Annotated in this window: 17 protein-coding genes and 2 riboswitches; of the genes, 14 read left to right on the top strand and 3 right to left on the bottom strand. The window is 35.4% G+C overall.

Annotated features, from left to right (window positions below):
* Window positions 1–108 precede the first annotated feature (108 nt).
* Window positions 109–1,341: a benzoate/H(+) symporter BenE family transporter gene (locus Q5760_RS14535; RefSeq protein ID WP_428912590.1), complete on the bottom strand. Its 1,233-nt coding sequence runs from the start codon at window positions 1,339–1,341 to the stop codon at window positions 109–111.
* A 164-nt stretch (window positions 1,342–1,505) separates the two neighbouring features.
* Between Q5760_RS14535 and Q5760_RS14530 the strand changes: the two genes are divergently transcribed.
* Window positions 1,506–2,942, top strand: coding sequence for a PLP-dependent aminotransferase family protein (locus Q5760_RS14530; protein ID WP_428908356.1), 1,437 nt, complete (start codon window positions 1,506–1,508; stop codon window positions 2,940–2,942).
* Between the two features lie 54 nt (window positions 2,943–2,996).
* Here Q5760_RS14530 and Q5760_RS14525 read toward each other — a convergent pair whose 3' ends face one another.
* Window positions 2,997–3,425 carry a DUF2383 domain-containing protein gene (locus tag Q5760_RS14525; RefSeq protein ID WP_428908355.1) on the bottom strand — a complete coding sequence of 143 codons (429 nt, stop codon included), beginning with the start codon at window positions 3,423–3,425 and terminating at the stop codon, window positions 2,997–2,999.
* Between the two features lie 93 nt (window positions 3,426–3,518).
* On the opposite strand from Q5760_RS14525, the gene Q5760_RS14520 reads away from it, so the two are divergent.
* The 4 genes from Q5760_RS14520 to Q5760_RS14505 all read left to right on the top strand — a co-directional run bounded on the left by Q5760_RS14520 (window position 3,519) and on the right by Q5760_RS14505 (window position 6,614).
* Window positions 3,519–3,815 (top strand): hypothetical protein, encoded by a 297-nt coding sequence (locus Q5760_RS14520; protein ID WP_428908354.1) that lies wholly within the window; start codon window positions 3,519–3,521, stop codon window positions 3,813–3,815.
* A 261-nt stretch (window positions 3,816–4,076) separates the two neighbouring features.
* Window positions 4,077–4,154: riboswitch (glycine riboswitch) on the top strand.
* 165 nt (window positions 4,155–4,319) lie between these two features.
* A complete protein-coding gene (locus tag Q5760_RS14515) occupies window positions 4,320–5,696 on the top strand; it encodes an amino acid permease (protein ID WP_428908353.1) in 1,377 nt (458 codons plus the stop codon).
* Window positions 5,697–5,888: 192 nt separating this feature from the next.
* Window positions 5,889–6,080, top strand: a complete 192-nt coding sequence (locus Q5760_RS14510; protein ID WP_428908352.1) for a hypothetical protein — start codon at window positions 5,889–5,891, stop codon at window positions 6,078–6,080.
* A 384-nt stretch (window positions 6,081–6,464) separates the two neighbouring features.
* Entirely contained in the window at window positions 6,465–6,614 is a 150-nt protein-coding gene (locus tag Q5760_RS14505; protein ID WP_428908351.1) for a hypothetical protein, read from the top strand.
* A gap of 55 nt (window positions 6,615–6,669) precedes the next feature.
* Here Q5760_RS14505 and dapA read toward each other — a convergent pair whose 3' ends face one another.
* A complete protein-coding gene (gene dapA / locus Q5760_RS14500) occupies window positions 6,670–7,557 on the bottom strand; it encodes a 4-hydroxy-tetrahydrodipicolinate synthase (RefSeq protein ID WP_428908350.1) in 888 nt (295 codons plus the stop codon).
* Window positions 7,558–7,679: 122 nt separating this feature from the next.
* Window positions 7,680–7,860: riboswitch (Lysine riboswitch) on the bottom strand.
* Between the two features lie 401 nt (window positions 7,861–8,261).
* Between dapA and Q5760_RS14495 the strand changes: the two genes are divergently transcribed.
* The 9 genes from Q5760_RS14495 (at window position 8,262) to Q5760_RS14455 (ending at window position 18,564) form a co-directional block, all read left to right on the top strand.
* Complete coding sequence (locus Q5760_RS14495; RefSeq protein ID WP_428908349.1) at window positions 8,262–9,536, top strand: metallophosphoesterase family protein; 1,275 nt, start codon at window positions 8,262–8,264, stop codon at window positions 9,534–9,536.
* Window positions 9,533–13,057 carry an AAA family ATPase gene (locus Q5760_RS14490; protein WP_428908348.1) on the top strand — a complete coding sequence of 1,175 codons (3,525 nt, stop codon included), beginning with the start codon at window positions 9,533–9,535 and terminating at the stop codon, window positions 13,055–13,057. Before Q5760_RS14495 ends, Q5760_RS14490 begins: the two co-directional genes overlap by 4 nt.
* A gap of 361 nt (window positions 13,058–13,418) precedes the next feature.
* Window positions 13,419–13,658 (top strand): sulfurtransferase TusA family protein, encoded by a 240-nt coding sequence (locus Q5760_RS14485; RefSeq protein WP_428908347.1) that lies wholly within the window; start codon window positions 13,419–13,421, stop codon window positions 13,656–13,658.
* 44 nt (window positions 13,659–13,702) lie between these two features.
* Window positions 13,703–14,065, top strand: a complete 363-nt coding sequence (locus Q5760_RS14480) for a DsrE family protein (RefSeq protein WP_428908346.1) — start codon at window positions 13,703–13,705, stop codon at window positions 14,063–14,065.
* 80 nt (window positions 14,066–14,145) lie between these two features.
* The gene (locus tag Q5760_RS14475) at window positions 14,146–14,874 is read left to right on the top strand and encodes a sulfurtransferase TusA family protein (RefSeq protein ID WP_428908345.1); all 729 of its coding nucleotides are present in this window, start codon (window positions 14,146–14,148) and stop codon (window positions 14,872–14,874) included.
* A gap of 13 nt (window positions 14,875–14,887) precedes the next feature.
* Window positions 14,888–16,057, top strand: coding sequence for a vitamin-B12 independent methionine synthase (locus Q5760_RS14470; RefSeq protein WP_428908344.1), 1,170 nt, complete (start codon window positions 14,888–14,890; stop codon window positions 16,055–16,057).
* A gap of 20 nt (window positions 16,058–16,077) precedes the next feature.
* Window positions 16,078–16,524, top strand: coding sequence for an OsmC family protein (locus Q5760_RS14465; protein ID WP_428908343.1), 447 nt, complete (start codon window positions 16,078–16,080; stop codon window positions 16,522–16,524).
* A gap of 161 nt (window positions 16,525–16,685) precedes the next feature.
* Window positions 16,686–17,564 carry a DUF421 domain-containing protein gene (locus Q5760_RS14460; protein ID WP_428908342.1) on the top strand — a complete coding sequence of 293 codons (879 nt, stop codon included), beginning with the start codon at window positions 16,686–16,688 and terminating at the stop codon, window positions 17,562–17,564.
* Window positions 17,565–17,793: 229 nt separating this feature from the next.
* A complete protein-coding gene (locus tag Q5760_RS14455) occupies window positions 17,794–18,564 on the top strand; it encodes an NAD-dependent protein deacylase (RefSeq protein ID WP_428908341.1) in 771 nt (256 codons plus the stop codon).
* Window positions 18,565–18,631: the final 67 nt, after the last annotated feature.

The following is an 18,631-nucleotide window of genomic DNA, read 5'->3' as shown; positions in this document are numbered from 1 at the left end:
ATAGCTAAGATACATGATTATTATTCAAATGTCAAAGGGTATTTATCACGAAAAAATAAAAAAGTAAAAATGCCGCGGTTATAAAATAGAGCAGCATTTTTACTTCTATTATGCGCTTGTTTCAACTTCTTCCTTCTGTTTCTTCTCAGTCTTAGTCCTCAAAGTAAAATGTTCACTTTCAACAAGGAATGATACGAGCAAGCTTCCGATGATTGCCCAAAGAGGAGCACTAATATTGAAAAAGCTTACACCAGACATCCCGATAATCATTGCGAAAAAGGCACCCATTTGAAATTTATTATCAGAAAAGGCGGTTTTTAGTGAATTAATCAACACGCCAAGCATAGCTAAACCTGCAATGACCGTAACAATTACACCTGGCATTGCTACAACAAGTGGAACTACTAATGAAGCAAAGATACCAAAAATCGAGAAGAAAACTCCATTTGCAAAAGAAGCAGCATACCGACTATTCTTTGGGCCAACTTCCTTAGCGGAACAAATAGCAGTCATTGGTCCTGCAATATTAATCGCATGAGCCCCAAAGAAAGAGGCAATTAAACCAATCGAGGAGCCGTATATAGCCATGCTCGAGTTAGGTGGCTGATATCCTTGTGCCATTAATACCCCTGATGCTTGAGCATTTTCAGTACAAATAATAAGCAATGCTAGTGGAATCCCAATTGAAACTATTGCATCCCAACTAAAAGCTGGCATCATGATTTGCGGAAGTACAAATATATCACTTGTACTTTGAAATTGAAATTGACCGGTAACAAACGCTAATATAACCGCAACAACTAATGTTGTTAAAACAGGTGGTACTTTTTTCCAAAGTTTTGAAGAGATTAAGAATACTAAAATGGACACACCAGCTAATAGTGGTGAAACCGTCACAGATGTGATCATTTCCGTAGCAAAACGAATCATAACACCGACAATCATACCCATTACGATCGGAACTGGGATCCATTTCATTACCTTATCAATCAATCCTGATAAGCCGAGCAGAATAACAATGATATGTGCAACTAAGTAAGCCCCTATTGCTTCATTAATGCTGAAATGAGTTAAAGCACCAGCAACTAATACTGCACCTGCTATAGAATGGGCCCCTGAGATAGGTTGACGATATTTTAACGTTAAGATCATCCCAAGAATGCCTGAGAAAAAATAGACAGCAAATAACCAGCTAATCGTTTCTCCATAGGTTAAACCACCATTTGTTGCCCCACCTATAATGATTAATGCTGGACCCGTACAGCCGAAAATGGCTGCCACTAAACCAGCACTAACAGTATTCACGTTTAAATTCCCGCGCAAATCCTTTAAGTTAGTCATAAACTTCAATGATAATGCCTCCCCTTATATGTTCGATTTACCTTTCCATCCAAAAAGTTACATGTTATTCTTTAAGTATTATGATAATTTAAATAAAGGGTATTGTACTCATCCAATTGGATGTAGTCCTGCTAAGCCACTTTTAGAATAAGGCGGTGAACATCTTGGAATGGACGTTGAATCGAAAGGCGGACAATCCGCTTTATCAACAAATCTATGAAATAATTGAAGAAAGGATCTCATACGGGGAGTTTCCGCCAGGGAGCCGGCTTCCGTCAGAACGGAAATTAGCTCAAGAACTAAATGTCAATAGAATGACGATTGCTCATGTCTATGATGAACTTCAGGCATCTGGATTAGTAGAAAGAAAAAAGGGAAGCGGCACACGTGTCAGTACACATAAATGGGGGATTTTACCAAAGGGTGTTACGAATTGGAGAAAATACATAGAAAGTGGTTCTTTTATTCCGACGTACCCTTTAATTAAAAAAATTCGTGATGAAGCCAAACAAATGAAGGGTGGCTATAATTTAGCGAGCGGAGAACTGTCACCTGATTTGTTTCCAACTCATCTATTGCAATCATCTTTCACTGATCTAGGAATATCAGAAGATTTAGGTTCTGTAAATCAACAAGGACATCTCCCGTTTCGAGAAACCATTTCTCAATATGTAAAAGAAGAGCTTAGAATTGGAACAACAAGTGCCTCGGTTTTAGTAACGTCTGGTGCCCAGCAGGCATTATATCTGATCACACAATGCTTATTAAATCCTGGTGATGCTGTTGCGATTGAAGCCCCATCTTATAGCTATTCTCTATCATTGTTTCAATCCGCTGGTTTGAGAATCTATGGCTTACCTGTCGATAAAGATGGCATAGACCCAGATGATATCGTGAATTTGTATGAAAAGCATAAAATACGAATGATTTTTTTAAACCCGACCTTCCAAAGTCCAACGGGATCGGTGCTTTCAGAAAGCAGGCGCAAGAAGGTTCTAGAGATTTCCACTAGATATGGAATTCCGATTGTGGAGGATGATCCAGTTAGTTTGTTATCACTTGAAGGAGATAGACAATTTCCATTGAAATCAATTGACAACAGCGGAAATGTGCTATACATAGGATCTTTTTCGAAAGTGATTGCTTCAAGTTTACGGGTAGGATGGATTATCGGACCCCAATCAGTCATTAATCGTCTTGCTGATGCACGACATCAAATTGACTTTGGTCTAAGTATTTTTCCGCAGTTAATTGCGACGCAAATTTTGCAATCTCCACAGTATCGAATACATTTGGATGATTTACGAGCGGAGTTATTAGAGCGGCGAAATGAAATGGTGTCAGTCTTATCCGAAGTATTAGGGGATCGTATCACCTTTACAATTCCATCTGGTGGTCTGTTCCTTTGGTGCAAAATCAATCGAAAAATCGATGACCATCAATTAGTTGGTGAGGCCCTAAAAAATAAATTCCTATATATGCCTGGTAGTGTCTATGGCGCGCCAAATGGATATGCCCGCTTTACCTATGCCCGCATTAAAAAGGAAAATATGAGAGAGGCAGTTATGCAGTTTGCAGATGCACTGTCACGTGTTCCATAGTGTTTTTGAGTCGGACTGCTCCTGTTATTATTTTGACCAAAGCAGTCCGAAGTTTTAATGTAATAATCTTTTCAATTCATCCGCATGTCTACGACTAGTATTTATAATATCTTCTGCAACTTTCATACTTTCAGGGTCCAAATCACCTCTCACAAGCTTTTCTGAGTACTGTATCCCATATTGTTCAAATCCATTAAGAGCATCTTCAAGTATTTCTTCACGATTGTCATCAAGCATCATTTTATGCATAAAACTGTGCATCGAACCCGAAACACCTTCATCATCGGCAGGAACACCACCTAAGTTCTGAATCCGTTCAGCAAGAATGCCCGCATTTAGTTTCTGATCCTGCTGCATCGATTGGAAGGTTTTCTTCAAATCTGAATCATCCACCTTTTGAATATAATGCTCTAATGATCGAATCCCCATAAAGGTTCCTCGCAAAAGTGTATTCAATTCTTCAATTACCACGTTATTATTCATTTGGTCCACATCCTTTCATTCTATTTTGTTTCTTGGACGTTTACTTATACTCAAACTTACATATGTTAATGGTAAAAAGGAAGGAGTCGTTTTATGCCTAGAAAGTCAGCCGACTCAGAAGAAGAGAATCAACAGATGAGTTCTAAAGAAGAAGTTGAACAGGTAAATTCCATGCTAGCTTCTGTGTTAATGTATTTGTCGGATGAAAGTGTAGAGGAAATCGATCTTGAATATTTGTTAAATAACACAGAGGGTCTAAGGGAATGGTGGGACCAATACCGTGAAAAAAATAGAAAACAAATTGAAGAGGAAATTAAAAATTCATTAGAAAAGCTTCCGCTAGAGGAATTAGAAAATATTAGAGAAAAGATAAAGGAAAATATACAGTAGTCGTGATAATTTTAAAATAATACTCATAACTGTACAATACGACAAATATGGTTAAGTCTACCGATAAAACGAAGAGTTTTGTCGGTTTTCATTTTAATTAAACACAATAAACTTAGAATAGTTTGACTTTAAAAACTATTTTAAAACAACAAAATAGCTTGACTAATGTTAAATATATTGATAGATTTATTTTTATCATATAAAAATGATTGGCTAATAACTTAATAAAGTGCGATGAATGTTATGGATTACACTATAACAGGAGCAGTTTCTGGAGAGACCGATGTATTTCGGCGCCGAAGGGTTCACAATCTCAGGCAAACGGACAGAAGGATAACAAATTTTTTATATTATTTGCTATTCTGTCATTTTGTAGAGGTTGGAGAAGTCCAGTCTCTTTTTTATTTTTTTAAAACAGGAAGATTGGATGTACAGTTAAATATCCGAAACTACTTATTCAACACTTCACAATTAGCCTGATCTCATCAAACGGAGGGGTTACTATTGGCAGAACAGCATGAATTAAAACGAGATCTAAAAAATCGGCATGTGCAGCTGATTGCGATTGGAGGAACGATTGGTACAGGATTGTTTTTAGGTTCAGGGAAAGCCATTTCCTTGGCAGGTCCTTCAATCATCCTTGCTTATCTAATCGTTGGGATTGCTTTATTCTTTGTGATGAGGGCATTAGGAGAACTTTTACTATCTAATGCAGGATATCAGTCATTTACAGACTTCGCAGCAGATTATATCGGACCATGGGCAGGATATGTAACTGGTTGGACCTATTGGTTTTGCTGGATTATGACAGCGATGGCCGATATTATTGCAGTGGGAATGTATACACAATATTGGTTCGATATACCACAATGGATTCCAGCACTTTTAATCTTAATCCTATTATTGGGATTAAATTTATTAACAGTTAAACTATTTGGGGAATTAGAATTCTGGTTTGCTTTGATTAAAGTCATTACGATTTTGGCCCTTATTGCAATTGGTATTTTCATGTTAATAATCGGTTTCAAAACGGATTCAGGTTCTGCAACTGTTAGTAATCTCGTAAACTATGGTGGATTATTTCCAAATGGATTATCCGGTTTTCTGTTATCTTTCCAAATGGTTGTTTTCGCCTTTGTTGGAGTTGAGTTGGTTGGGGTCTCTGCAGCAGAAACCTCAAACCCAAAGAGGAATATTCCATCCGCAATTAATAAAATTCCACTGAGGATTCTATTTTTCTATGTAGGTGCACTATTTATTATTTTAAGCATTAATCCTTGGGAGCAATTAACGCCCTCTAGCAGTCCGTTTGTTCAAGTCTTTAGTTTAGTTGGGATTCCTGTTGCTGCTGGACTTATTAATTTTGTTGTTTTAACTTCAGCGGCTTCAGCTGGTAATAGTGGTTTATTCTCGACGAGTCGAATGTTGTACAATTTAAGCAATCACGATCAAGGACCCAAAGGTTTTTCGAAGTTAAATAAAAATCATGTACCAAGTAATGGATTGTTTGTTTCAACAATTGTTATATCTGTAGGGGCATTACTAAGTAAGTTGCTACCCGGACAAGCCTTTAACATCGTAACGACAATTAGTGCCATTTGTTTCATTTGGGTTTGGAGTATTATTTTAATTTCACATATACGTTATACGAAGACCCGTCCAGATTTGCACAAAAAGTCCATTTTTAAAGCTCCTTTAACACCGTTCATTAATTATGTTGTACTTGCCTTTTTCGCTGGAATTTTGCTAATCATGCTTGTAGCTGAAGAGACGAGAGCCGCATTGTTGCTAACACCGGTTTGGTTTGTTATTTTGTTTGTTCTTTATCGTTTTAGAAAGCGAAGAGTTGTGCATCACGAATTAAATACAGTTGAGAGATAATAAAAAAGCTTTCATTCAAGGGGTTCAAATTAAAATACCCTCGAATGGAAGTTTTTTATTACGTGAGGTTGTGTAGTTTCAAAAGTTATTCCTACATTCATTTCTTTAATGATGTTATTATATATATTAATATCTATAAAATTCAGATTTTTGCTAATCTAATCTACTAATGAAAATTCGAGGTGAAACGTGATGATTATGTATGTTTTAATTATTGCAATTTTAGTAGTTTCCGCTGTTTCCACCCTATTAATTGCAGGAAAAGGGGATGAGAATTATAGTAGCTCAACAAAAAGAAACTATACCAATTTAACTATCATATACACAGTAATCATTATTATAGGGTTAATTGCTTTAGCTGTGTACATAAGGTTCTATACATAAGAATTTACTATTTGCCCTATTATTATTTATAATAATAGGTTTTTTCGTTTTGAATCATTACATAGTATTTCCAGAATTGCTCAAAATATGGGGATTATGGTCAATAAGGGGATATATTTTATGTTTCAGTTTTACATAACGGGAGGTAAAGTGAAAAAACAATTAGACCAACTTTTAGCCCAATCGTAAGAACAGATGATTTCAAGGATCCATTTATCGGAACTAGTCTTTACGTTATTGTGGTGGACGGGAGTACACAAGAATTTCTAGATAGTGATGATGGAATAAGTGGGAGTGCAAAATAAAGTACAGGTAACTGGGAGCTGAATTTATCCCTCTAGAAAAAGGAAGAAAGCATGTCGAAGATCCATGGATTTCAAAAAAATGAAATTGAATCCGATTGGATTTGGTTATTATTTGAAAACACAAACCAGTGGTTTTGATTTTATAAAGTGGGAAGAAACGTTATTTCAAAGCCCTATAGTAAAAATAAGACCTCAAGCAAAATTAATTGAAAAGGGAATTAAACAATAACTGAAAAAAGAATCTCCTTGGCACAAAGGGGATTCTTTTTTCAGTAAAATATCATTTAAACGCCAACTGATACATTTGCTTTTTCCAACGTAGCTTGTAACGTATTGGTTTCCTCTTCATTTAACGAAACCAAAGGAAGTCGCACACCTCCGACAGGGATACCTTTAAGATTTAATGCTGCTTTAACTGGTGTCGGATTTGGTGAAGTAAATAGTCCTTTAAAAACGGGAAGGAGATGACGATGAGCAGAGGCTGCCTCTTGTAGATTCCCTGATTTAAAGTTATTAATCATTTCTTTCATTTCGTTCCCGATAATGTGGGAAGCAACTGAAATAACTCCTGTACCGCCTATTGATAATAATGGTAAAGTACAGCTGTCATCCCCACTATATACCGTGAAATCTTGCGGTGTTCTTTCGATGATTTCAGACATAGCATCCAAATCGGCGCTTGCATCTTTAATGGAAACGATATTTGGAATTTGTGATAGACGAACAATCGTATCAACACTCATATTAATAACACTACGACTAGGAATATTATACAGCACACATGGAAGTGATGTTGACTCCGCAATCGCTTTAAAATGTTGGTATAAGCCTTCTTGAGAAGGTTTGTTATAATAAGGAACGACAAGTAAAACACCGTCGACACCTGTTTTTTCAGCAGCTTGTGTTAGTTCAATAGAGGCTTTTGTATTATAAGAACCAGTACCAGCAATCACCGGGACTCGACCATTGACAACATCTACTACGAACTTAAATAATTCCACTTTTTCTTCTGTTTCAAGTGTAGGAGATTCTCCTGTTGTACCAGCCACAACCAATCCGTCAGATCCATTTTCAATTAAATAATTTACTAGATCCCTTGTGACGTTAAAATCAACTTTTCCGTGCTCATCAAATGGGGTTACCATAGCTGTTAAGATTTCTCCAAAATTCATTACTTCTCCACATCCTTTTATTATTTTTGCTCCATAGAGGGAGAAGGGCAGTATTTCCGGTAACGCAAAAAAGCAACAATGAGGCTCTCACTGTTGCAGTAGAAACATTTTTCTGTTCCTGTGCGTAAGATAGCCCTCCATATAGTTTCCTATATGACAATTCTGTACTTATTCAATAACAGAACCAGCATCAAGAAAAATGAGCTTCTCTCAACTTCGGCAAATACCCCTTTCCAACATGATCATCGGACCTCATTATCCTCAACATGATATACTAATGGCATCTGCGCCTCTATCCTTACTTCAAGTTAATGAAATAAGAAAAAAATTTAATTAGTTTAATAGTAGTACAGATTCAAATTAATTGCAATGAAAATTGTGCCAATTTAACCCTTATTTACTTTTCGTATCATAACAACAGGATTACATTGAATAATATTCATTTTTTTATTATAATCAACATAAGAACAAACGTTCTTTAACTATTGGAACAAATTACACTGTATATAGCTTGAATGTCTTTAAGTATAATAGTTAATATAATAATAGATAACAAAATAGGCTGTGTTATTATGAATGGAGACGCAAAAAAGCGGAACAGACATGACACCATAGACACAAAGTATCAAAGTGGGCTAAACGTAAATCACTTTGATGTTTAACATAACAAAAAACAAACACATTTTCATCTAGGAGGGGTACAAGTGTCCTTTTCATTTATTCATGCAGCAGATATTCATTTGGATAGTCCATTAACGGGTCTACAAAGATATGAAGGTGCACCTGTTGAACAAATACGTAATGCAACTCGAGAGGCTTTTATTCATCTAGTGGAAACGGCTATTGAGAAGAAGGTTGCGTTTGTGATCATAGCCGGTGATTTATATGACGGAGATTGGAAGGACTATAATACCGGTTTGTTTTTTATTAATCAGATGGTTCGGCTGCAAAAAGAAGAGATACAAGTATTCCTCATTCGCGGTAATCATGATGCAGCCAATGTCATCACAAAAGAGTTAAAACTTCCTGACAATGTTATTGAATTTTCAACAAAAGAACCAGAATCGTTCGTGCTTGATGACCTTGGCGTTGCTATTCATGGACAAGGCTTCGCCACGAAATCTGTTGAAGAGAACTTAGTGAAAAATTATCCATCAAAAATAGAGGGATATATAAATATCGGAATCCTGCATACAAGTGCAACAGGTCGAGAAGGGCATGAGAATTATGCACCTTGTACCATTGATGATATGAAAGAAAAGGGTTATGACTACTGGGCACTAGGACATATTCATCTGCGTGAAATTTTACACGAATCCAACCCGGTTATTCTCTTCCCTGGTAATATTCAAGGACGTCATATTAAGGAAACAGGAGATAAAGGCTGTACGATTGTAGAAGTGAAGGATGGACAAATTTATCAATTCGAACACCAATCTTTAGATGTATTAAGATGGGAACTCTGTGAAGTTGATGCTAACGGAATACAGCGCATGGAAGAACTCATGAGCCATATTGAAGAATCCTTACAACAAAAAATTGACGAAGCTGAGGGACGCTTTTTAGCTTTAAGGATCCTGATAAAAGGTTCTACAAAGCTCCATCAAGAATTAATCGTCAATAAAGAACAAATCATGAATGAAATTCGATCCCTATCCTTGCAAGTAGGGAGTGGGGAGATTTGGATAGAAAAAATAAAGATTCTTACAACTCGACAAATCAACTTAACCGAACTGCTATCACAAAACACCCCAGTAGCTACGATTTTAGAATACATCCAACAAAGCGAGAGTGACGAAGATCTCTGGCAAGAACTATCCTCCCAATTTAATGATATTGGGCGTTCCTTACCAACGGAATTAAAAAAAGGAGAAGATGGAATCGACCTTTCAAATCCTTCTTTTCTAAAAAAACATATAAAAGATGTAGAAGATTTAATTTTATATTATCTATCAGAAACTGAGGTGGAAGCATTATGAGATTTGATTACTTAAATTTAAGGGCATTTGGTCATTTTACCGATTACGAGATATCCTTTGACCCTAGTAAAAACTTCCACCTATTATATGGTCCAAACGAAGCGGGAAAAAGTACAACTTTGCGTTCAATTACTGACTTTTTATATGGATTTCCTCAGAAAACAAATGATTCTTTTCTTCATAGTAATAGTAAATTGCGGATTGAAGGACAAATAAAGAATTCAAAAGGAGAGGCTCTCCAGTTTATTCGCCGGAAAGGTCGGAAAGATACCGTACTAGATCTCAACGGAAGTCCTATCAATGAGAAAATCGTTCAAGATTTTATCCAAGGAATGCCCCAATCTCAATTTACCAATATGTTTGCACTTGACCATGTCCGCCTCCGTGAAGGTGGAGAAAGCTTATTACAAAGCAATGGGAGCGCAGGTGAAAGTGTCTTTTCAGCAGCTTCTGGTATCAATCTATTGCGAAACATTCTAGAGAAATTCGATAAAGAAGCTGGGGACCTTTATAAAAAAACAGGCTCAAATCCTGCGTTAAATAAATTACTTTCTCAAGAAAAAGAATTGAATAGTCAATTACAGAAATATCAATTAAATGTAAAAGAATGGAAAGAACTTGAACGGGAGTATTTGGAGAATGGAAAGCAAATTCAAGAGCTAAAAAGGCAAATAAGAGAGCTTCATACTCAACAAGAAAAACTAGAAAGAGTTAAACGGATGCTTCCAAAGTTGGCCAAGCAAAAAGACTTATTGCAAAAACTTCAAGAGTTAGCAAATGTCCCCAATTTACCAGACGATATTAAAGACATTAGAATTTCCGCTGAAAATCAGTTGCATGGGGCAATTATCGATAAAGAAAAGATCGAAAATGATTTGAAGGAAATCCAAGAGCAGTTACAAGATATTTTTATTCCAACAAAAGTGCTAGAGCAGGAAGCTGTCATTGATTCACTTTATCGTGAAGTACAAAGTTACCAAAAGCAATTACAAACCGTACCTGAACTCCAAGGAAAGAAAAAACAACTAGAGGCACTAGTCATTTCGATTATGAAGGAAATTGATGCAGTTCATGCAGGACTTGAAAATATAGATAAATATCGTATCCCTGCTGCAATTAAAGCAAGTATTCGCGAACTTGCTAAGGATAAGCCGTTACTTGATGAAAAGCTAGAAGGGATAAATCGGGAATTTAGTAAATTAGAAAAGGAACTGGAGAAAAAACAATCTGAAGCATCCACCTTACCTGAATTATCAAATGTGAATGAACTTGAGTCCATTATTGACAAAGTTAAGCGTGATGGTTTGGAGCAATCCCTAAAAACATTGAATATAGAAATAAATGATAAAGAGCAACTTATCAATGATGGAGTCCACCAGCTTGATGGCTGGAGTGGATCGTACGAAGAACTTCTAAATTTGCAAGTACCCACTCTACAAGAAACGCTTAAAAGGTTTGAAAAAGAATATAGTGATATTCAGCAGCAACTTCTTAAAGTTCAAGACCAAATTACACAACAAACAGAAGCGATGGAAACTTACCAAGAAAGCATTCGCCAGATTGATTCTCTTGTTGAAATTCCATCTGTGGATGATTTACAACGAGCTCGTTCCTCTCGAGATGATGGTTGGAAATTGATTCGAATAAAGCTGCAAACAGGAAATTGGAGTGAAAAGATAGCGGATTATAGAAATGGACAAGCTATTGAAGAGGTATACGAGGCTTTTGTTCGAGATGCCGATCAAAAGGCAGATACAATGCGGTTAGAAGCAGAAAATGTCAGCTATAAAAGCAGACTAAAATCTGATATTGAAAGCAGCCAAAATAAAATAACAGATTTAAAAGTACAAGAACAAAGCTTAAAAGAGGAATTTGAGAATTGGAAGAAGAATTGGGTTGAATTATGGAAACATGCAAACATTGATCCATTATCACCTAACGAAATGAAAGAATGGTTGCAAAAGTTTCACCAAATTAAAGCACTAGTTATTGAATGGATGAAATTAACAGCGGATAAGAAGGAGAAAGAGGCAAATCAAGAAAATAGTAAACAAACCTTAATTTCTGCTTTATCCAAGTTTACTAAAGTTTCAAATGAACAAACGTTAGATGAATTAATAACTATAGCTGATATGCAGTTAAAACAAATGAGGGAAATTGAAAGTCAAAAAATGAGTTTAATACGTAGTATTCGGGAAACTGAAGAAAAAATGAAACAAGATAAACTGAATAAAGGTGAAATCCTTCAGAAACTAGATATTTGGAAGAACAAATGGAAGGAAGTAATTGCTCAAACAAATCTTCCTGAGGAAATATCAACAACAGTTGCTGAAAAAATGCTAGAAAAATACGACGAGTGTGTTTTCACATACGAACAATTTAAAGTAGTTGAAGAAGAAGAATATCAACTACAACAACAAATTTTATTCTTTGAGGATAGAGTAAGAGATGTTTTTGAACATGTTGGTAATCCATTTGATGGTTCAAATGTTGATTCAGCTGTTACTAAACTATATTCCGAGTTGCAGAAAGGAAAAGGAGATTATTTAAACAAGAGTAATCTACTTAATCAGCAAAAAAGACTTCAGTCTAATTGTAAAGATGCGATTGATAGACAATCTGAAGCGGAACAAATTTTATCAGAGTTATACAAAACCGCAAAATGTGAGACCATCGACGAATTACGAGAAATTGAAAGACTGTATTTATTGAAGAAAGAGTACCGTACAAGGATTAGACAGGTTGAAGAGGATATGTTAGAGCAAGGAAATGGGAAATCACTTCATGAATTAATGGAAGAAGCTAATTCGTTTGATAGTGATAATATTGAGGTTGAACTAGAAGAAGTCATTAAAGAACGGGAAGACCTTGAAAATGAACTCAATCATGTAAATCAAAACTATGGGATTATTAGAAAAGAATACGAAGAAAAAATAAAAGGGAATAATTATGCTTCTATCCATGCTCAGCAAGAAAAGGAAAGCATCCATGCGCAAATTGCTAGTTTAACTGATCAATATATTCAACTCAAACTCGCTTCTATTTTATTGCAAAAGGGGATTGAATACTATCGTAATCAAAATCAAAATCCGATTATAAGACGTGCTAGTGAAATTTTTGCCAGATTAACATTACAATCATTCGTTGGATTAACTGTAGATTATGATGAAAAGGACCAGCCTGTCTTAATGGGGGTTCGAGAAAATAATGAGAAAGTTTCAATTGATGGGATGAGTGACGGAACAACAGATCAGCTTTATCTTTCCCTTAGGATTGCAAGTATAGAAAGATACGTTGATGAAAATGAGCCTATTCCATTTATTGTAGATGATATTCTTGTACATTTTGACGATACACGCTCAAAAGAAACATTATCCATTCTACTGGAGCTTTCTAAACATACGCAAATTATTTTCTTTACTCATCACGCACGACTCATTGATATTATGAATGCAATCAGTCAGGATGAAGAATATCAATCGATACAGATTAATCACAACGATGTGGTTTTGTTTAATTAGTTCGTGAAAAAATTCAATTTGGGCACAAAAATTCAAATTAACGTTATTACACTTATTATTCTAGTAGAATAGAATGATAAGTGTTTTTTTATTGTGGAAAATTAATAGAAATGATCATTAATCGAAAGAAGCTCAAGAAATAAATGTTAATTTTTTGTGACCAGATTAAGTTTTTAATAGATTAAAAATAAATAAAAACGTTGGCATTATTGGATTTTCTTCGAAATGAATCGATAAAATAGATTAATAGCAATCAATATTATCGATAAAATAAATTTATATTAGAATAATATCTGTATATACTTTAAAAGTACGAAAAATACATATTTTAAGAATTACAGAGGCTGAAGGGAAAGAAAATATGGAGAGGCAATTTATACCGGTTATAACTTATGATGCGGGTCCTACAGGATGTGGCGAATTAATCATGAACTTGTTTCTAACCATGAAAAAAATGAATAGTGGGGAAATTATTGAAGTTATCTCTTATGACCCTGGTGCACGTGAAGATATTCCGGCTTGGTGTCGTTTGCAGAAACATGAGCTATTGCAACGAGATGATAACGGAAATATAAATCATTATTTTATTAAAAAAGGCTAGTTTAGCCTTTTACATATTAAAGGATTTTTAGGAGGATATAAAAAATGACAGGAAAATTTCTAGTAAGTTTAACAAATGCAAAAAATGATCCAGATAAAGCAACAGTGGGTTTTGTTGTGGCAAATGCAGCTGTTGCATCTGGTAAAGATACAGTGGTCTTTTTAAATGTTGAAGGAGCTTATCTCGCGTCTAAAGGATATGCAGACGATATTCATGAAGAAGGATTTGCTCCATTAAAACAACTTATGGATCAATTCGTTGAAGCTGGTGGAACACTCTGGGTATGTAGCCCATGTTTCAAAAAACGTGATTTAAAGGAAGAAGAGTTAATTGAAGGAGCTACCATTGTTGGTGGAGCAAAGGTTGTTGAATTCTTAAGTCAAGGCGCTGCTTCGATTACTTATTAAGCATATTATTAGCATAACATGATAACCATATTACTCCTCTTTATCTGTTTAAAGGGGAGTAGTAAATAAAGCTTAACTTATTGAAAGGTGATTTGATGGAGAATCCAAAAGCAGTTTGTGATGGTGGAGATTTAGATTGTGGTTCTGGTCTATTATTAATCATCAAAAAAGCAATGGATCCATTATTAAATGGAGAAGTATTAGAAGTTCGTAGCCGCGAAAGAACAGTTGCTGATGATCTACCTGCTTGGTGTCGGATGGTAAATCATGAATTTCTTGGTTCAGAGCCAGGGGACAATACGACTCGATATTTTATCCGCAAAGGATCCAAGCAAGAAGAGTTAGTAGCTGATCTAGATGCAGCAAAAGGGTATAAATGGAATGTTCGAGTCCAAGGTGAAAACGCTTTATCGGCAAAGGTTCATTCAAGAAATCATACCTTTATAGTCGGACAGCCTGCTGATTTTAGTCCTAAAGTCGAAGCCCCTAGTGCAATGGATTATTTACTTGGAGCTCTTGCTTCTGATTTAGCGGTTGGTTTTAAGGTTCAAGCATCTAGAAGAAATTTTGAAATTGATCAACTAGAAGTTTCCATAAAAGCAGGTTTAGAAAATGTATTATATCATCTGGAAATAGAAAATGATGGAAGCCCAAGAATACAAGAAATTAAAGGCACCTTTTATGTTTCTTCACCGCAGTCAGAACATGATCTAGAAAAGCTATGGAAAAGTACGCTTGAACGGTCTCCAATTTATCAAACTCTAACACAATCAATCAATATCAATATACAGTTTTCCATTGTATATTGAGGAGGGTATAAAAATGACGCTACCAATGTTTCCTACGACTGTCATCGGCAGTTGGCCACGCTTCAAAGATGTACAGAGAGCGATGCGTGATAAACGTGCGGGTCGTATCAGTGATGAAGAATTTCAAGCTGTTGCTGATCAAGCCGTTTTACAAATTTTAAAATGGCAAGAAGAAGTAGGTATTGATATTGTAACCGACGGAGAACAGCGTCGAGATAATTATATTTCCTTTGTAGCTGAGCATTTAAGTAATGTTCGTATTCTAAGTGTATCAGAATTGCTTGATTATGTTGAAGATAAATCAAGCTTTGAAGAGATCTTAGGTACATTGGATGTACCAGCATTCTCTATGTCTAATCCTGCCGCAATTGGTAAAATTAGCCGCAAAAAGCCGCTTGCTTTAAATGACTTTAAATTTTTAAAGCAGCATACGGATAAAGCCGTAAAAGTAACGTTACCTGGACCTTATTTGTTAACGAGATCGATGTGGGTTGAGGGACTATCAGAGCAGGAATATCCTACAAAAGAGGATTTGGCTATTGATATTGTAAGTGTATTGCGTGAGGAATTAGAGGATCTCATTTCTGAAGGCGTTGAATTTGTTCAATTTGACGAACCTGTCTTAACAGAAGTGGTGTTTACGAAAAAGAATGCGAACAGAACTTTCATGTGCGGAGCGTTAACTGCAAAAGCGGATGCAGCAGAAGAATTAGCGTTTGCATTAGAATTAATTAATAAAGTGACAGATAGTATGCTTGGAAGAGGCACAACCATTGGTGTACATATTTGCCGTGGGAACTGGAGTACAGATGATGACATCTTATTACGCGGTCCGTATTTTCCATTAATTTCTTATCTGGAAAACGCAAATGTCGATCAATTAGCCCTAGAATATGCGACACCTCGTGCAGGTGAAATTGATGCCATTAAGAACATTGGAGGCAAATCACTTGGATTTGGCGTCATTAATCCAAGAACTGTTAAAGTAGAATCTGTAGATGATATTATCGCACGTGTAGAAGAAGTAAGAGCAATTTTGCCTGATGAAAAAATCTTGTTAAATCCAGATTGTGGTTTCGGTACTTTTGCACAGCGTCCGATGAACAGTGATGAAATTGCATGTGAAAAATTAAAAGCAATGGTAGATGCTGCAAAAAAACTTCGAGAAACAGTAAGAGTGTAAAGTTGGGGAGGTATGATAAAATGGGACAACAAATGACAGTTAAAGTACAAGGAATTGGAAATGGGATGAGAACGGATTCAGTCGCAGGAAAACATAAAATCGCCATCGATGAACCAGTATCAATGGGTGGTAAAGATTCTGCTATTGATCCCCTTTCAACTTTTTTAGCTTCATTAATCGGTTGTGAAAACGTGATGGCTCAAATCATTGCTAAAGAAATGAACTTTGACCTTCAAGGAATCTCATTTGATGTTGAGGGCGAACTCGATATTAGTGGGTTAATGGGTAATTTGGAAGTAAAACCATACTTTGAAAAAGTGATCGTCAAAGCAATCGTTGAAACATCTGAATCTCAAGTTAGAATTAATGAAATGCAGGCAGCAGTCGACTTACGGTGTCCAGTGTTTAGAACGATTAAAGATGCTGGAATTCAAATTGAAAATCAATGGGTAAAGGCAACAAAATAGAAATGCAACATTAACCGGATCAAATGTATACATTTGGATCCGGTATTTTTTTATAAATCGATTTTTATGCAATCCTTTAGATACTTTAAAATGTGCAATTAATTATGAAAGCTGGAGATAATACATAAGTATACCCTTGGGTATAGGTAGTCAGCATATTAATGGAGGTTGTCATGCACGAGTATTTATTGATCATTATTCGAACGTTCTTTTCGTTTATTATCTTGTTGATGCTTGCAAGAATTCTGGGGAAAAAGCAAATTTCCCAAATGACTTTCTTTGACTATGTTGTTGGAATTGGGATTGGAGACATGGCCTCTTCAATAGCAATAGACACCTCACTGAAAGTTATTGAAGGTGTAATTGGTCTAACCATTTATACACTTTTATCTGTATTCATAGCTTATGGAGCCATTAAGTCCTTTAAATTTAGAGATATAGTAGAAAGCAGTCCTTCGATTTTAATCAAAAATGGAAAAATAATGGAAAAAACTCTAGCAAAGCATAGAATGAACTTTGATGACTTACTAAATGGTTTAAGAGAAAAAGATGCATTTAATGTTTCGGAAGTTGAGTTAGCAGTATTAGAAACAAATGGTCAGATTAGTGTAATGAAAAAACCTAAATACCAAGCATTGACACCAAATGATATTAGTTTAGAAGTAGAAGAAGATCATGCACCATCCCTTGTAATCGTTGATGGAGCTCTTATTGAAAAACACTTAAACTATTTAGGATATACAAAGGAATGGCTTTTGCAAAAAATAAAAGAACAAGGTGCCCATAAATTTGAAGATGTTTTTTTTGCACAAATTAATTCCGATGGCAGTGTTTATGTTGACTTATTTAATGATAAAAAGAATAATGAACAAGCTAAACAGAAGCCAAACCTTGCAGTCAAGTTACGACAAATTCAAGCAAATATTGAAACAATGGCTTCACAGACAAAGAATCAAAACGAAAAAAAGATGTATTATAGCCAATCTATAGAAATTGAAAACATAATAAAAAAGCTTAATCCATATCTTACTAAAGCCTGAAAACAAGGCGACTAAAAGCTAAGTAATTCTGTTAATTTTGAGATACATTCGAGATCTAAGCAAAAAAATCAATGCAAATAGAAAACAAAAACACTTGGATAGTGCGGTCCATGTGTTTTTGTTATCATTCTAAGATTCACATATATTATACGACTTCCATACATTTCAACTTAAAATTTTAGCTTCATTCTTGTTCCTGTTATAATAACGAATGAGGAGCTGATGATTAATGAAAAAAACAATTCTTGAAACATGTACCAATATAATGAAAGAAGCAAAAAATATGGTTGTGTTAACTGGAGCAGGAATTAGTACAGAGTCCGGAATTAAAGATTTTCGTTCCAGTCAAGGTCTATATCAGTTGGCACCCGAATATGTTTTGTCTCTTGATTATTTTTACCAGCATCCGAAAGAGTTTTATGAATTTGCAATTGAAAATTTATATCACCCACAAGCCCAACCGAATCAAGGTCATAAAATTTTGGCAAAATGGGAGCAAGAAGGCAAAGTATCGAGTATTATTACTCAAAATATTGATGGGCTCCATCAAAAAGCCGGAAGTAAAGACGTGATTGAATTTCATGGCACGATTGAATCTGCAAAATGTATAAACTGTGGAAAGAATTACACAACCAATGACCTGATTGAAAGTAGAAATAGGGTGGAGGATTTCTTTATTTGTAACCACTGCCAGACGGAGCAACAACATATGCGATATATTAAACCAGATGTTGTGTTATATGGAGATGCAGGTGAATGGTTTACACCTGAAGGTTTTAGTACGATTGTTCATAGGATTAGTGGAGCTGACTGCATTCTAGTATTAGGAACAAGTTTAAAGGTTACACCGTTTTCTCATTTTCCTACATACCGTTTACTAGGGGTACCGATGATAATTATTAATAAAGGGGATACTCCTTATGACCGAGAAAGAGATACGTATGTCATACAAGATTCAATTGGCAAAACACTTCAAGATATAGCTGAACATATAAAGTAGTCCCGGATAAAAAGGGACTACATTTTTATTTGATTTTTCTTATACAAACGAATATAACGTAATTTCT

The organism is Niallia sp. Kr1 (assembly GCF_050389805.1).
GTDB lineage: Bacteria > Bacillota > Bacilli > Bacillales > Cytobacillaceae > Bacillus_BD.
The sequence above is the reverse complement of the archived record's forward strand: the minus strand, read 5'-3'. Positions and strand labels throughout refer to the sequence as shown.